The following is a 13,792-nucleotide window of genomic DNA, read 5'->3' as shown; positions in this document are numbered from 1 at the left end:
CGTAGAGAGGACAAGGGTTCAGACCGGCTGCGCACGCAGGAACCGGCCGAAATGGGGAACGGTGAACGCGATCAGGCCGCGTTCGGCGCTGTAGATCAGGCCTTTCTTGATGAGGCTGTCGCGGGCCGGCGACAAGCTGGACGGCTTGCGCCCGAGCGCGTCGGCGACCTCGGCGGTCGCCACCGGGTCGTCGCCGAGCTGCGCCATGGCGTGCATGTAGTCGCGTTCGGCCGGGGTCGCCCGTTCGTAGCGGCTGCCGAAGAACCCGACGGCGAGCTCCTCCTCGGCCTCGGGCGCCGACACCTTGATGTCTTCGGCCGTGATCGGGCTGCGCGGCGCCAGGTCCCAGGCGACCTTGCCATAGGCCTGGACGAAGTAGGGGTAGCCGTCAGCGGCCTCGTAGAGGGCGTCGAGGGCGTCGCTGGTGAACGCCACGCCTTCTTCCTCGGCCGGGACGATCAGCGCCAGATCGGCGGCTTCGCGGTCGAGGCGGTCGATTCTGGCGTACCGGAAAAGCCGTTCTGAATAGCTCTTGGACGCCGACAGCACCGACGGCAGGTGCGGCAGCCCCGCGCCCACCACGATCAGCGGGCCGCCTATCTGCGACAGCTCGTGACAGGCGGCGCAGAGCGCCGAGATGTCGGCGGCCGGCACATCCTGCATCTCGTCGATGAACAGCGCGATCCCGACCCCGAGGTCGGTGGCGACCCCGGCGGCGTCGCTGAGCAGCTCGGTGAGGTCGATCTCCAGATCGCCTGAGTCGGCCCGCCCCCGCGCGGCGGGGACGTCGATGCCGGGCGACCAGTGGGTGGTCCCCTTGGCGGCCGACGGATCGCGCATCGCGAACGCCTTCAGCACGCCCAGGAACTCGTCGATCCGCTCGGGCGCCCGATGACGGGGCGCGAGCTCGCGGACCGCCATGTGCAGCGCCGCCGCGACGGGCCGCCGGATCGACTGCTCGGGCCGGGCCTCGATCTTTCCCGTCCCCCACAGCCGCTGGATGGCCATCGACTTGAACGTGTTGAGCAGCACCGTCTTGCCGACACCCCGCAGCCCGGTGATCACCATGCTCCGCTCGGGCCGCCCACGGGCCACCCGCTCCAGCACGACCTCGAACTGCTGCAGCTCACGATCACGCCCGGCCAGCTCGGGAGGGCGCTGCCCCGCACCGGGGGCATAGGGGTTGCGCACAGGGTCCACGGTGTCGGACTTTATGACCGGATATAGCGGCCGTCGTAGATTTCCGTAGAAAGACCTACGGCGTGTCGCGCCGTGAGGCCGCGCCACCAGCCCGACCGCCATCGCACACCACCTACCAGGGCTTTCGCAGGGAACATCTGTTCGATCCGACGCGATCGACTGTAGCGCGGATCCGAACATGTGCGCGAGCGTTTCACCGTAAAACCCTGACGTAGACCGGAAAGTCCGACACTCGCGTGGGTACGCTCGAAGCATGTCAATCCGCAGGTCAGCGCTGGCAGTGGGGCTGACGGCAAGCCTGGGGGCGGTGGCGTGCGGCGCCACGACCACCACCGGCGCCGTCTCGCCCGCCCCGATCGTGACGGAAACGACGTCTGTGGCGTCCACCGCGGCGTCCACCGCGGCGTCCATCGCGGCGAGCCCGTCGCCCACACCGACGGCCCCGCCCGAGTTCACGTCGAAGATCACGAAGGTGACCCGGGACCAGGTGAAGTATTCATGGCGTCCGGGCTGCCCGGTCGGCCTGAACGACCTGCGGATGATCACCATGACGTACTGGGGATTCGACGACAAGGCCCACACGGGGCAACTGGTCGTGAACGCGTCGGTGGCCGAGAAGATCACCTCGGTCTTCGAGAAGCTGTACGACTTCAGATACCCCATCAAGCGCATGGAGCCGGTCGACAAGTACAAGGGCGACGACTACGCCTCGATCGACGCCGACAACACCTCCGCCTTCAACTGCCGCGCCGCGACGGGCTCGACGAACTGGTCGCAGCACGCCTACGGCCTGGCCGTCGACCTCAACCCGAGGGAGAACCCCTACGTGGAGGCCGACGGCGCGCACGCCCACAGCAACGCCGACGACTTCGTCGACCGCCCGCTGAAGAAGCCCGGCGTGATCAACGCCGACGACCGGGTGGTCAAGGCCTTCGCGAGCATCGGATGGGGCTGGGGCGGCGACTGGACCGGCACCAAGGACTACCAGCACTTCAGCCAGAGCGGCCGCTGAGCCCGTTCAGTAGACGACGGTGATCTTCCGCGCGGGCCCGTCGACCCGCATCAGCCCTCCATAGGGGATGACCACCTGCGGGTCGGTGTGCCCGAAGTCGACGTCGAAGACCACCAGCGCCTCCGGCGCGTAGACGGCCAGCGCCCGGAGGATCGCCTCCCGCTGCTCCCGTGCGTAGCGCGCCTTCTCCTCGGGCCCGTTCCCGTTCTCGAACGACCACGCCTTCGCCCGCCCGCACACCACGGCCGCGAACCGCCCGAGGATCCCGCGCTCGCCGAGGTTGCGCAGCATGCGGAACACCTCGGTCGCCGACGGCATCTCCTCACTGGTCTCGACGATCAGCACCATCCCCGCGTACGCCTCCGGCGCGGCGATGTCGCGGTCGGCCGCCAGCATCCAGTGCAGGATCTCCAGATTGCCGCCCCACGTGGCGCCCTCGACCACGCGATCGGCGTTGTGCCATATCCAGCCGCCGCATTCACTCATGAGCGGCGCGCCATTGACGAATTCCGGATCTTCCCAGTCCTGTTCGACGTCGCCGTATTCGGGCGACTCGGTCAGCTCGAACGGACCCGAGGTAAAGAACGCGGCACGTAAAGACGCCTTGGTGATCGGATGCATCGCGCCGCCCCGGCCGAATTGCACCATCACCGAACCCCCGTGATAGCTCACGATGCCCAGCCGCCAGAGGTGGGCGAGCAGGTTGGTGTTGTCGCTGTAGCCGAAGAACGGCTTGGGATTTCGCCTGATCACTTCGTCGTCGAGATGGGGGATGACGGTGATCTGGTCGTCGCCCCCGATGGCCGCGACAATCGCCTGCACCGACGGATCGGCGAACGCGGCGGTGATGTCGGCGGCCCTTTCCTCCGGCGTCGCCCCCATCCGCCGGGTGGTCGGCGTCTCCACCGTGACCAGGCCGAACTCATCTCTGAGGCGCCGCAGACCATGATCGAACGGGATCGGGAAGACCTCGGGAAGGCCTCCGGAGGGCGAGACGACGGCTACTCGATCACCCTGTTTGAGCTTCCTTGGGTAAAGCATCCGTTGACGCTACCAGGGCCGGAGATCTCCCAGAGAGCACCGAATCGCCTTGCCCGCAAGGGAATTCGATAAAGGTAAAATCCCTCTGCCGAAAGCGATAAACCAGGTAAAGAGTAAAGAACGGCGTGAAGCGTTTGACCCCGGCTTGAGCGTGGATAGATTGGGACCTGTCGCGGTAATCCGTGACCAAAGTTGCCGCAAGGATCGCCCCACTCCGGTGCCCACGCCGGTAAAGCGAGAACTGCCCCACTGTCTACAGAGAGCGAATCCGATCTACCGCCCTGCGGCGCGGTCGACAGACAGGATCGGAAACGTTCAGGATTCTCATGACGAACTACGCTGACGCGCTGATCAACGTGGCCAACTCCCAGATGGGCTACGCCGAGGTCAACGGTTCATCCAAGTTCGGAGACTGGTTCGGGACGAACGTCGTCAAGAAGCCCGGCTACAAGGACGCCGCCTGGTGCGACATGTTCGTCTCCTGGGCCGCCCACCAGACGGGTCAGGCGCAGGACGTCGGCCAGTTCGCCTACACCCCCGAGCACGCGCAGTGGTTCAAGAACCAGGGCGCCTGGGGATCCAAGCCCGTTCCGGGCGCGATCGTCTTCTTCGACTGGGGACACTCGAAGAACATCAGCGCAATCGACCACGTCGGACTGGTCAAGAAGGTCATCAACGACCAGACCATCCAGACGATCGAGGGCAACATCAGCAACAAGGTCGTGACCAAGACCCGGACCGACAGCACCATCGTCGGCTACGGCTACCCGGAGAAGGTCCGCGAGAAGTTCATGGCCAAGGAGAAGACCGTCAAGCTGGCCGCCAAGAAGGCCGCCGCCGAGACGGCGCTGTCGGCCACCACCAAGCAGGCGAAGTCGGCCGACGTCAACGGCATGCTGACCGGCGCTCCCGAGATGGTCGCCGTCAAGCAGCCCGTCGCCGAGACGACGCAGTCGATGACCGCGCAGAAGGTCGACAGTCACGACGTCAGCGGCATGCTGACCGGGACTCCCGAGCCCCTGGCCGCCGGCACCGTGCTGCTGCCCGTCGCGCTCGGCCTGGCCGCCGCCAAGAAGAGCGGCGCCCTCAAGAAGCTCATCTCTCACTGGGTCGCGTGCGGCAAACGCTGACCCACCCTCGAACGGGGCGAACGCCGGGATTCCCCTGCCCGGCGTCCGCCCCGTTCGTCTTTTCCGCAAACGCTCACTCGTAGGGTTCGACCGGCTGCGGGATCTCCGTCACGTCGGTCGCGTCGAGTTCGGGGGCGACCGTGCCGGGCTCTGGACCGCCGGCCCTCGGGGGCACCCAGGTGCCGGTGACCTCGATCCACTGGTTCTCGGCCGGAGCCGGCGCCCCGAGAACCGCGACCTTCAGCGGCACGGCGTCGGCCGCGCAGCAGGCGATCTGCATCCGCGCCACATACCACTGGCCCCGCTTCTTCGACGGCACCGCGAACCCGGTCAGCTTCACCTTCTTGCCGGTCAGCGACTTCGTCGTGTCGCCCCAGGCCCGGCCGAGGAACTCCCCGATGGTCATCGCGGAGACCGGCCCCGTCAGCGGCGTGTACGCCGTCAGCGCCCCCACCGGCCGCGCGGGCGCCTCCTCCGACCGGGCGGCGTAGCTGCCCAGCGGCGGCGGGGCGATCAGGAAGATCGCGAACACGGGCAGGGTGAGCAGCCAGGCCACCCACGGCCCGCGATGGCCGTCTTCCTTCTTGAGGAGCCCGATCGCGCCGAGGACCAGCACCGTCGCCCCGGCGGCGATCAGGAAGTAGCGGAACCCCGGCTTGACGTAGTTGAGGTATTCGTTCGACACCGTCGTGATCCGCAGCACCGCCCCGCCGAGCAGGATCAGCACGAGACTCTGGGTCAGCCGGTTCACAGCAGCACCGTCCCGGTGACGACGCTGACCAGCACGGCCAGCGAGAACGTGAGCGGCACGAACCGGGCGGCGAACCGCCGGCCGAACGTGCCGGTCTGCAGGGCGATCAGCTTCAGGTCGACCATCGGCCCGACGACCAGGAACGCCAGCCTCGCGGTCGGCGAGAAGGCCGTCAGCGAGGCGGCCACGAACGCGTCGGCCTCCGAGCAGATCGACAGGACCACCGCCAGCAGCGCCAGCGCGAGCACCGACACCCAGAGATTCCCGGCCAACGCGTTGAGCCACTCACGCGGCACGATCACGTTCATCGTGGCCGCCGCCATGCCGCCGACGACCAGGAAGCCCCCGGCGTGCAGCAGGTCATGGCGCATCGCCTCGGCGAACCCCGCGTGGTCGTGGTGCCGCCGCGTCCGCAGCCACTCCCCTTTGCCGAACCGCAGCCAGACCCACCCGACCAGCACCGCCACCACCAGCGAGGCCACGAACCGCGCCACCGCCATCATCGGCTGCCCGGGGAACGCGACCACCGTCGCCACGATGACCACCGGATTGATCGCCGGCGAGGACAGCAGGAACGCCAGCGCCGCCGCCGGGGTCACCCCCCGCGAGATCAGCCCGGCCGCCACCGGCACCGAAGCGCACTCACACCCCGGCAGCACCGCCCCCGCAGCACCCGCCACCGGCACGGCCAGCGCCGCCCGCTTGGGCAGCGCCCGAGTCCAGAAGGAGGCCGGGACGAAAGCCGTGATCGCCGCCGACAGCAGGACTCCGAAGACGAGAAACGGCAGCGCCTGGACGCAGATGGCGACGAAGACCGTCGACCACGTCTGCAGCGCGGGAGAGGTCAGATAGGGCGCGTAGACGAACTGCCCGAGCAACAGCAGGCCGAGCACTGCGACGAACACCCAAGGGCCGAACGACGACGGGCCCTTCCGCCCCGAGTCGGCGGGCGGCATTTCGGCGGGAGGAACCTCAAGACGCTCAGCCACGAACCCGATGCTTCCAGACCGGCCAGACCTTCACGGATGACGACGCGGGACCTGTGGAAAACCTCAGAACAATCAGCGCCCTGTGGAAAACCCCGACCAGCACCAGGAAGCCCTTCGCACCCGAGACCTCGGGACTTCTGCCCGGTCACCAGGGCAGCCCCTCGCACCCGGCACGTCAGGGAAGTTGCCCCAGCAGCCACTTCGGCCCGGTCACCAGGGCGCCCTCGGCCTGCACCCGTTCGCGCAGCCCCCGGTCCGCCGTCACCACCAGCACCGTCTCCCAGACCGGCGCCTCCCGGACGACCTCCACGATCGCGTCGTCCCCGCTCCCCTCGGCCGCCCGCACGTCGATCAGACCCTCCGGAACCTTCGCCCCACGGGCCGCGCCCTCCACCACCACGACCATCTGGGGAAACCGCCGGGTCAGCAACGGCAGGCCCTCGATCGGGGCGATCACCCCGTCGACGGCCAGCTCGACCAGCTCGGCCAGCAGGCGCGACGTCGCGCCGGCGCGGTCGCGCCACCAGCCGTGTTCCGCCCGTGCGCCGATCACGTTGGCCGCGTCGACCACCACGACCAGCGGTTTCAGCATCTCCCTCACCACTGGCCACGTCTCCGCGAATCCCGGGTGCAAACGCCTGCGGGGCAGTTCGGCCAAGGTGACCCATCGGAGAGCGGTGCTCTCCATGTTCAGGTGGACGGGGAGTTTCTCCGCCGCCGTCGCGATCACGGTCTGGTAGGCCCAGCCGCCGTGGTCGTCCAGGTACACGCCCCGCACCCGCAGGGCGTCGCGGGAGAGGGCGGTTTCCTCGTGCGCCTCACGCAACGCGCCGGTGATCGCGTCTTCGTGGCTGTCGATCGCGCCTCCGGGGAGCCCCCACGTTCCGCCGTGGTGACTCCACAGGGCTCTCTTCTGCATCAGGACGTAGGAGGCTCGCGCCGTGTGGTGCACGGCGAGCAGGCCGGAGGCTCCGTAGACGCCCCAGTGCTGGTGACCGCGTCCGCAGTGGGTCCAGCCGTCCCCGTCCTTGGCTGTCATGGGGTCGATGATCGGCTACCAGGACTCCAACGGAACCACCGCCTTGGTGTCGAAAAGGACGGTTCCGTCGTCGATCCTGACGACTGTCACATGGGTGACCCACCCGGACGACATCAAGTTCTCCGCCGACTCAAGTGCCAGTTCGGCGAAGTGATATCGGTCAACAGATGTGAAATCAGGCGCCGGTCTGGTGCTCTTAACCTCATATCGGTCAGTCGGCCACACCTGCGGTAGTGGGGTCGAACGGTGCCACTGTTGCATCGCTAATCACTCCCTGTCGCGCCTGTCACATTGACCTGGGGCGCCGACAGAAGTCGACCCTGAGGGCGACGGCTACCGGCTGGTTGTGACGGGCCCGATGGCTGATCGTTATGGACTGGTAAGTCATCCTTCCCGATCCGTCCGGATGGGACGGTTAACGTATGGCTTCTCACCTGCGAACCGCGCTCGTCGTCATTCCACGACATGCGGGAGCGGGCTGTCCATAGCACGGCAATCCACGCCCGCCCCTCCCACGGGAGGGGTGGGCGCTAGGGTGATTTTTCATGATTCGACTCGCTACCACTCTCGCTGTTGCCGTCATCGCCGTCGCAGGTTGCGGCGGAGGCGCGGAGACGGCGGCGCCGGCGACGTCAGAGGCACCGACGGCCGCAGTCCAGGCCAGCCCGACGGAGATCACGGTCCCCGCCGCACCCGAACCTTCCGAAGGCCAGAAGAAGGCCTTCTTCACCGCTTTGGCCTCTGTCGACCCGGCCCTCGCGACCAACCAGGAGAAGGCCCTCACGGTCGGCTCCCAGGTCTGCGAGAAGATCCTCGCCTCACCCGAAGACCCCATGCAGTTCTCCGCTTTCGCCGCCGAGCAGCTCGCGGTGGCGGCGCCGACGGCGGAGGGTTTCGTCGCCGCCGTCGCGGAGTGGTGCAGCCCCGAATAGGAACGTCCCAATGCGGCGGCCCGCGTTCCGCCGGGCCGCCGATGCGTCAATATCCGGACCGGCGGGTGGACGCGACCACACCCGCCGGAGCCAGAGGGATGACCAAGGTCATTCCGTGCCTTCCGGGATCTCGTCCGCGTGCATGCCGCCCTCACCGGGGGCTCCCGACAGGTAGGCGTGCTGGTGGCCGAATCCCGCTTCGACGTTGAGCTGGTCGAGCTGGGTGGCGGCGACCGACCAGGTCGTGATGGCGAGCGTGCGCTGGCGGGTGGCCAGTTCCACGTAGGGCGCGCGGTCGGCCTCGGGCAGGTTCTGCGCCGCGGCCAGCAGGTCGACGGAGATCGACAGAGCGTTCACCGCGCTCCGGAAGCCGCCTCTGGCGACGTTCGTCTCGGTCATCCCGCTCGGCGTCTCAGAGTGGCGTTCGACCGCTTTGCGGACGGCCTCCTGCCAGGCCGGGACGTCCGGCGGGCCGGCCTCCGCCATGGCGGGCAGGATCTTGTCGAGCTCCTCGACCGTCAGGCGGGCCTGGTCGGTCAGGGTCTTGATCTGCTCGGCATCCCGCTTGAGGTCGGAGATCTGCATCCTCTCGACCGAGTCGGGACGTCCGACCAGATAACCGATGCCCACACCCGCGGCCAGCACGACGACGAGCAGAACCACGATGAGGTACGGCTTGCGGGGGGCGGGGGCCGGCGGGGGAACCGGCCGGCGGCTTACCTTCACGGCCATGGGGGTGACGTTACTTCTTCTGCCGACGATCGTCCATCTTCTGCACGTTGAGAATCGAAACCCGGCGACGGGCCGCGACGACCCGTACCACCAGACTCACCAGCACCACCAGCAACACCGCCACGCTGATCCCCGCGCCGAGCAGCGCACCCAGCTGCTGGTCTCCGGCCCGGTCGGGCACCCAGTCGACGGCGACCAGGGCATACCAGTCCTCGGCCTGCAGAGGCCCGAGCAGCAGCAGCGCCCCGACCGCGATCTGCACCGCGACGGCGATCCCGACGAGCTGAATTCTTGTGTACGTGTGCACGGCCCTCGGCAGCGGATCGACCCCCGCGACCACGACGAAGAACACCAGCCCCGCCGCGACCTGGACGACCACCATGGCCAGGTGCAGCGCGTGGCTCGACTGGGCGAGCTCGAAGAACCCGAGAAGGTAGAGGAAGACCGGCGAGGCGACGTAGAACCCCAGCGCGACGGCCGGATTGGCCAGCGCCCTCGGCAGCAGTTCCCGCCCCCCGGCGAGGCCGATCGGCGCACCGTAGGCCAGCAGAGCCGGGGCCAGCGTGCCGAGAAGGGCGTATTCGACCGAGAATACCGAGAAGACCGCCGGGCCATAGGCGGACAGACCGCCGGTCGAAGCGTAGAGAAGGACCAGAATGCCCAGGAACCAGGCGACGGTCCGCCCGACGGGCCAGACCTGACGGCGCAGACCGACCAGATAGGCGATCACCAACCCGGCGATGCCGAGCAGGATGATCGGATCGAGCCGCGACTCCGAGAGCAGCCGGTCGAACGAGATGGACGGCAGCACATAGCCGAGGGCCGCATTGACGTTGGGAACGTCGGTACTCGCGGGCGGCGCGGTCCGCGACAACCCGACGGCGAGCGCCATCGTCGCGCTCATGATCGCCACCTCAACCGCCGCCAGCCGCAGGAAGGGCCGCCGAGCCGCCGCAGCAGCGACCGGCAGTTCCGCAGAGGACGCGCTCTGGCCCTCGGTTCCGGACGCCGACCCGGCTGAGTGCTCTTCCATCGACTCGTCGCGAGCCGCCCCGGACGCGACCGCCCCTTCCAGCCCGTCTACCGACTCGCCCAGGGCCGACTCGCCCTGAGCCGACCGTTCCTGACCCGACCGCGAAGCCGCAGAGTCACCCGACGGCACCTGGCCCGCCGACGCATCGGCCTCCAGGCGTGCGATCGTCACCTTCCGGTGGCGCCAGCCGAACCATCCCAGGACCGCCAATGCCGCGATCTTGGCGAGCACCAGCAGTCCGTACCGGGACTCGAACAACGGGGTCAGCCCGCCCAGCCTGACCCAGGCGTTGATCAGCCCCGACGCGCCCACCGCCGCGTAGGCGCACAGTGCCACCGCGCTGAAGCGGCGGACCCCCCACACCAGGTCACGGTCGCGGCGGACCAGGGTCAGTACGCCGAACAGCCCGCCGACCCAGATCGCGGCGGCGGCGATGTGGAGCATCAGGCTGGACACCGCGAGGTTGTGGTCGGCCGCCGAGGCCGAATGTCCGACATACGCGGGTGGCAGGGCGGCGAAGAGGGCCGCGCCGAGCAGGACCAGTTCGGCCCCGCGGAGCAGCGCGCAGAACGCGATCACGGCCGCGATCATGGCCACGAGCAGGAACGCCTGCCCCTGCGCGATGTTGAAGACGAAGGTCTGCAGCACCCCGGCACCCAGGGCCTCCAAGACCGGCAGGCCCAGGAAGTCCGACAGCGTCAGCGCGATCGTGGCCAGCGCGGTCAGCGCCCATCCCGAGGCCCACCACACGACCTGCCGCCGCGCCGAAGTGCGGATCGCCTCATCGCGCGTGAAGGCGACCGACGTCAGCAGCAGGCCGACCGTCGCGACCGCGCAGACGTCGTGCAGCAACCTGACGAGCGGGAGCCCCCATTCGGTCAGGAGGCCCGGCGAGGGCAGCCCTTCGACGAGCGCGGCGGGACGCCCGCCGCCGTACCAGAGGACCGCGAACAGGACCGCGACCGCCGCGACGGCGGTGACGGCCACCTGGGCACGTGGGGGGAACCTCATATCCAGCCTTCCGGGGGTAAAGCCGGTGAGAGCACTACCGAGTCGGAAGCGCTGTCGGGGGGTGATGCCGATGGGAGGACACCGTCGACGGACGGACGGCCGCCCGTCCGTCGAAGCGCGTCACTCGCCCTTGTTCGGTTTCCGTCTCGTCGCCGTGACCACGGCCGCCACCGCGACCACGCCCACGCCGATGGCCAGGATCAGGAACCCGCCGCCGCCGCCAGAGTCTGCGTCTTCGGCGCTGCTCTGCGGGGCGGCGTCCACCGCCGGCGGCGTGGAGGCCGCGACGGGCGTCGGCTCGGGCGAGGAGGGTTCGGGGGTCGGGGACTCCGTCGGCGTCTTCGGGGCGGTCACCGTGAACGGCACCTCACCCGTTCTGGGGTGCCCGTCAGAGGAGACGATCCGGTAGGCGATGACGTATTTCCCGGCCGGCAGCGGACCCGACACGGCCTGGATCACCTTGTGGCCGTCGCGCTCCGCCTCACCCGACGCGTAGTTCTTGTCGTCGGGGCCGTTGACGACGACCTTCGGGAACCGCACGGAGTTGCTGAACTCCAGCACCACCTCGGTCAGGCTCTCGACCTTGGCGTTCTCCTTGGGGTTGCTGGATTTCAGTACGTCATGCGCCTGCGCCGCCGAAGCGGGCCAGAGCGTGGCGGCCGCCAGCAGGATGAGCGCCGCCGTTCTGCGGAAAAGCATGAGAAAACTCCGTCCGATGGAGTCAGGTCACCATTCGACCGGCAGCGAGTCGAGGCCGTAGACGATCGCGACCTGGCGGTAGGCGGGTTCGCCTGCGAGTCTCAGGCCCGGGAAACGCCGCAGCAGGGCGGGGTAGGCGACACGCATTTCCATCCGCGCCAACGGGGCGCCGATGCATCGATGAACGCCGTGGCCGAAGGCCAGGTGGGACTTGAGCTCCCGGCGGTTCGGGTCGGCGGTGTCCATGTCCTCGCCGAGGATCGCGTCTCGGTTGGCCGCCGACAGCGAGCAGAGCACCATCTCGCCCTTCGCGATCGGCTGTCCGGCGAGTTCGAGGTCTTCCCGCGCGAACCGCGGGAACGCGACCTGGACGACGGTCATGTAACGCAACAGCTCTTCGACGACCTGGTCGATGTGGTCGTCGGTGTCGCGCACGAGAGCGAGGAACTCGGGGTTCTCCAGCAGCCACAGGGTGCCGAGGGCGAGCATGCTCGTGGTCGTGTCGTGGCCGCCGGTCAGCAGGCCGTCGGCGAGACTGGCCAGCTCACGGTCGCTGACGTCGTCTCCGTGCTCCCGCAGCAGCGCCCCGAGCAGACCCTCGCCGGGCGCGCGGCGTTCGCGCGCGACCAGCTCGGTCAGGTAGGCCATCGAGTCGTTGATGGCCTGCAGCGAGGCCTCCGGCCCGGCCGAGAAGTCGAACCGGTCGGTCGAGAAGCGCAGGAAGTCGGCGCGGTCCTCGTAGGGGACGCCGAGGAGTTCGCACACGACGAGCGACGGGATCGGCAGCGCGAACGACGACACCAGGTCGGCCGGCGCGCCTTCCTTCTGGACCAGGTCGAGCTGCTCGTTGACGATGGCGGTGATGCGGGGTTCGAGCCGCCGCAGCCGGTGCATGGTGAACTCGGGCGTGAGCATGCGGCGCAGCCGCGTGTGCTCGGGCGGGTCGCGGAAACCCAGGCCGCCCGGGTCGTCCTGATTCGACCCCATTCCGGTGATGTTGCCGAAGTCGTTGCTGAACCGTGCGGTGTCACCCAGCACGGCCCGTACGTCTTCGTACCGGGTCACGAGCCAGACCGTCGAGCCGCCGGGAATGGTCAGAGGATGGACGGCGCGTTCGGCCCGGATCTGGGACAGCTCGGCTATGGGATCCATCCGGTCGCGCAGAAACTGCACAAGCGGAAACTCGGAGTCGGACATTACAGATGGTTCCTCATCGTCATGGGTGGAAGGAGCGTTCGGCCTCAACGAGGTGGGCCGCGCCCTTCGACAGGATGACGAGAGGTGCTCTTCACGACAACCGGCGCCACCGTCACGGGAACGCCTGTTACCGAAAGAGGTCGTGGCAGCGACATGATCGGGACAATCCGGCCGGCGAGCCGGCGCAGGAGCGTCCAGAAGAGCTCCTCGCCCCGGCCGAGCCACCAGGCGGTGACGACCACCGCCCAGACGTGCAGGACGATCATGCTCAGGCTCGGCATGTGCAGGTGCCCGGCGAGCCGTTCGGGCGAGGAGACGTGGAGGACCGAGAAGAGCAGGTGCAGCAGCACCTGCATGGCCCCCAGCAGCGGCATGATCTCGCCGGCCGTGCGCTCGCGCGCGGTCAGCGGGAAGGCGGCGACAAGTGTGAGGGCGAACGCGGCGGACAGCCCCGGAGCGGTGACCGACCCGCCGGCGAAGGTGTGGGCGACGGCGGCAAGCCCCGAACAGACCACGGCGAACACCGTGGCACGCGCGAGACGAAAGGGCAGCGCCGCAGACATAGCTCCGCAATCATCGCACGCGCACCACCCATTCGGCTGCCTCAGCTGATCAAAGAGCGCCCGAAGGAGCCGCCACCACCTCGAAGGCCGCGATCGAGCGGGTGAAGTCGCCGGGCTCCGAGAGCGGGACGCCGAGCCGGGGATCGTAGGCCGTCAGCCCGGTGGCCCGTTCGACGATCTCGCAGACCCCGCGCAGCGCGGCCACCGTCTCTTCGGACGGCGGGCCGGGCAGGGTCACGCTCCACCGCCCCAGATGGCAGGTCACCATGAGACCGGTGGAGAGCTGGGTCACCTCGCAGTTCAGCAGGTCTTCTGACACCACGCCGAGCACGTCGCGCACCGCGACGGCGACGGTCGACCAGACCGCGTAGTCGACCGTCTCCGGAGCCTTCTCTTCGAGCGCCTCGTAGGCGTCGGGAGGCAGGAAGCTGATGCCGTAACTCATGCGAACACGTTATCGACC

15 protein-coding genes are annotated in these 13,792 nt (G+C 68.6%); 4 read left to right on the top strand and 11 right to left on the bottom strand.

Features of this window, described 5'->3' with window-relative positions; genetic code table 11:
- Window positions 1-18 precede the first annotated feature (18 nt).
- Entirely contained in the window at window positions 19-1,200 is a 1,182-nt protein-coding gene (locus FDA94_RS05180; RefSeq protein WP_137245873.1) for an ATP-binding protein, read from the bottom strand.
- A gap of 253 nt (window positions 1,201-1,453) precedes the next feature.
- Here FDA94_RS05180 and FDA94_RS05175 point away from each other — a divergent pair, with 253 nt between their 5' ends.
- Window positions 1,454-2,212, top strand: a complete 759-nt coding sequence (locus FDA94_RS05175; protein WP_137245872.1) for a M15 family metallopeptidase — start codon at window positions 1,454-1,456, stop codon at window positions 2,210-2,212.
- 6 nt (window positions 2,213-2,218) lie between these two features.
- Here the strand turns inward: FDA94_RS05175 and FDA94_RS05170 are convergent, their stop codons facing one another.
- Complete coding sequence (locus FDA94_RS05170; RefSeq protein WP_137245871.1) at window positions 2,219-3,253, bottom strand: S66 peptidase family protein; 1,035 nt, start codon at window positions 3,251-3,253, stop codon at window positions 2,219-2,221.
- A 326-nt stretch (window positions 3,254-3,579) separates the two neighbouring features.
- On the opposite strand from FDA94_RS05170, the gene FDA94_RS05165 reads away from it, so the two are divergent.
- Complete coding sequence (locus FDA94_RS05165) at window positions 3,580-4,383, top strand: CHAP domain-containing protein (RefSeq protein ID WP_137245870.1); 804 nt, start codon at window positions 3,580-3,582, stop codon at window positions 4,381-4,383.
- 73 nt (window positions 4,384-4,456) lie between these two features.
- On the opposite strand, the gene FDA94_RS05160 is transcribed toward FDA94_RS05165, so the two are convergent.
- The 3 genes from FDA94_RS05160 to FDA94_RS05150 form a co-directional block, all read right to left on the bottom strand.
- A complete protein-coding gene (locus FDA94_RS05160) occupies window positions 4,457-5,134 on the bottom strand; it encodes a TIGR03943 family putative permease subunit (RefSeq protein ID WP_137245869.1) in 678 nt (225 codons plus the stop codon).
- On the bottom strand, window positions 5,131-6,090 hold the full coding sequence (locus tag FDA94_RS05155; RefSeq protein ID WP_137246060.1) for a permease: 960 nt from the start codon (window positions 6,088-6,090) through the stop codon (window positions 5,131-5,133). Before FDA94_RS05155 ends, FDA94_RS05160 begins: the two co-directional genes overlap by 4 nt.
- 208 nt (window positions 6,091-6,298) lie before the next feature.
- Entirely contained in the window at window positions 6,299-7,162 is an 864-nt protein-coding gene (locus tag FDA94_RS05150; protein ID WP_137245868.1) for an NUDIX hydrolase, read from the bottom strand.
- Between the two features lie 7 nt (window positions 7,163-7,169).
- On the opposite strand from FDA94_RS05150, the gene FDA94_RS39005 reads away from it, so the two are divergent.
- The gene (locus FDA94_RS39005; protein ID WP_170990786.1) at window positions 7,170-7,316 is read left to right on the top strand and encodes a hypothetical protein; all 147 of its coding nucleotides are present in this window, start codon (window positions 7,170-7,172) and stop codon (window positions 7,314-7,316) included.
- Window positions 7,317-7,707: 391 nt separating this feature from the next.
- Window positions 7,708-8,094, top strand: coding sequence for a hypothetical protein (locus tag FDA94_RS05145; protein ID WP_137245867.1), 387 nt, complete (start codon window positions 7,708-7,710; stop codon window positions 8,092-8,094).
- Window positions 8,095-8,202: 108 nt separating this feature from the next.
- Here FDA94_RS05145 and FDA94_RS05140 read toward each other — a convergent pair whose 3' ends face one another.
- The 6 genes from FDA94_RS05140 to FDA94_RS05115 form a co-directional block, all read right to left on the bottom strand.
- A complete protein-coding gene (locus FDA94_RS05140; protein WP_137245866.1) occupies window positions 8,203-8,826 on the bottom strand; it encodes a hypothetical protein in 624 nt (207 codons plus the stop codon).
- Window positions 8,827-8,836: 10 nt separating this feature from the next.
- Complete coding sequence (locus tag FDA94_RS05135) at window positions 8,837-10,870, bottom strand: bifunctional copper resistance protein CopD/cytochrome c oxidase assembly protein (protein WP_137245865.1); 2,034 nt, start codon at window positions 10,868-10,870, stop codon at window positions 8,837-8,839.
- 120 nt (window positions 10,871-10,990) lie between these two features.
- The gene (locus FDA94_RS05130; protein WP_137245864.1) at window positions 10,991-11,569 is read right to left on the bottom strand and encodes a copper resistance CopC family protein; all 579 of its coding nucleotides are present in this window, start codon (window positions 11,567-11,569) and stop codon (window positions 10,991-10,993) included.
- Between the two features lie 27 nt (window positions 11,570-11,596).
- Window positions 11,597-12,742, bottom strand: a complete 1,146-nt coding sequence (locus FDA94_RS05125; protein ID WP_246059542.1) for a cytochrome P450 — start codon at window positions 12,740-12,742, stop codon at window positions 11,597-11,599.
- Window positions 12,743-12,810: 68 nt separating this feature from the next.
- Window positions 12,811-13,329, bottom strand: a complete 519-nt coding sequence (locus FDA94_RS05120) for an MFS transporter (protein ID WP_137245862.1) — start codon at window positions 13,327-13,329, stop codon at window positions 12,811-12,813.
- 49 nt (window positions 13,330-13,378) lie between these two features.
- The gene (locus tag FDA94_RS05115; protein WP_137245861.1) at window positions 13,379-13,774 is read right to left on the bottom strand and encodes a hypothetical protein; all 396 of its coding nucleotides are present in this window, start codon (window positions 13,772-13,774) and stop codon (window positions 13,379-13,381) included.
- Between the last annotated feature and the right edge of the window lie 18 nt (window positions 13,775-13,792).

Source organism: Herbidospora galbida (genome assembly GCF_005233835.1).
GTDB classification, from domain to species: domain Bacteria; phylum Actinomycetota; class Actinomycetes; order Streptosporangiales; family Streptosporangiaceae; genus Herbidospora; species Herbidospora galbida.
Note: the sequence above shows the minus strand (reverse complement) of the source record. Positions and strands in the feature narration are given on the sequence as shown.

Bases quoted from the DNA above. Each gene is read 5' to 3' on its own strand.
- FDA94_RS05175 (WP_137245872.1), top strand. From the start codon at position 1,454: ATGTCAATCCGCAGGTCAGCGCTGGCAGTGGGGCTGACGGCAAGCCTG.
- FDA94_RS05170 (WP_137245871.1), bottom strand. From the start codon at position 3,253: ATGCTTTACCCAAGGAAGCTCAAACAGGGTGATCGAGTAGCCGTCGTC.
- FDA94_RS05165 (WP_137245870.1), top strand. From the start codon at position 3,580: ATGACGAACTACGCTGACGCGCTGATCAACGTGGCCAACTCCCAGATG.
- FDA94_RS05155 (WP_137246060.1), bottom strand. From the start codon at position 6,090: ATGCCGCCCGCCGACTCGGGGCGGAAGGGCCCGTCGTCGTTCGGCCCT.
- FDA94_RS05150 (WP_137245868.1), bottom strand. From the start codon at position 7,162: ATGACAGCCAAGGACGGGGACGGCTGGACCCACTGCGGACGCGGTCAC.
- FDA94_RS39005 (WP_170990786.1), top strand. From the start codon at position 7,170: ATGATCGGCTACCAGGACTCCAACGGAACCACCGCCTTGGTGTCGAAA.
- FDA94_RS05145 (WP_137245867.1), top strand. From the start codon at position 7,708: ATGATTCGACTCGCTACCACTCTCGCTGTTGCCGTCATCGCCGTCGCA.
- FDA94_RS05140 (WP_137245866.1), bottom strand. From the start codon at position 8,826: ATGGCCGTGAAGGTAAGCCGCCGGCCGGTTCCCCCGCCGGCCCCCGCC.
- FDA94_RS05135 (WP_137245865.1), bottom strand. From the start codon at position 10,870: ATGAGGTTCCCCCCACGTGCCCAGGTGGCCGTCACCGCCGTCGCGGCG.
- FDA94_RS05130 (WP_137245864.1), bottom strand. From the start codon at position 11,569: ATGCTTTTCCGCAGAACGGCGGCGCTCATCCTGCTGGCGGCCGCCACG.
- FDA94_RS05120 (WP_137245862.1), bottom strand. From the start codon at position 13,329: ATGTCTGCGGCGCTGCCCTTTCGTCTCGCGCGTGCCACGGTGTTCGCC.
- FDA94_RS05115 (WP_137245861.1), bottom strand. From the start codon at position 13,774: ATGAGTTACGGCATCAGCTTCCTGCCTCCCGACGCCTACGAGGCGCTC.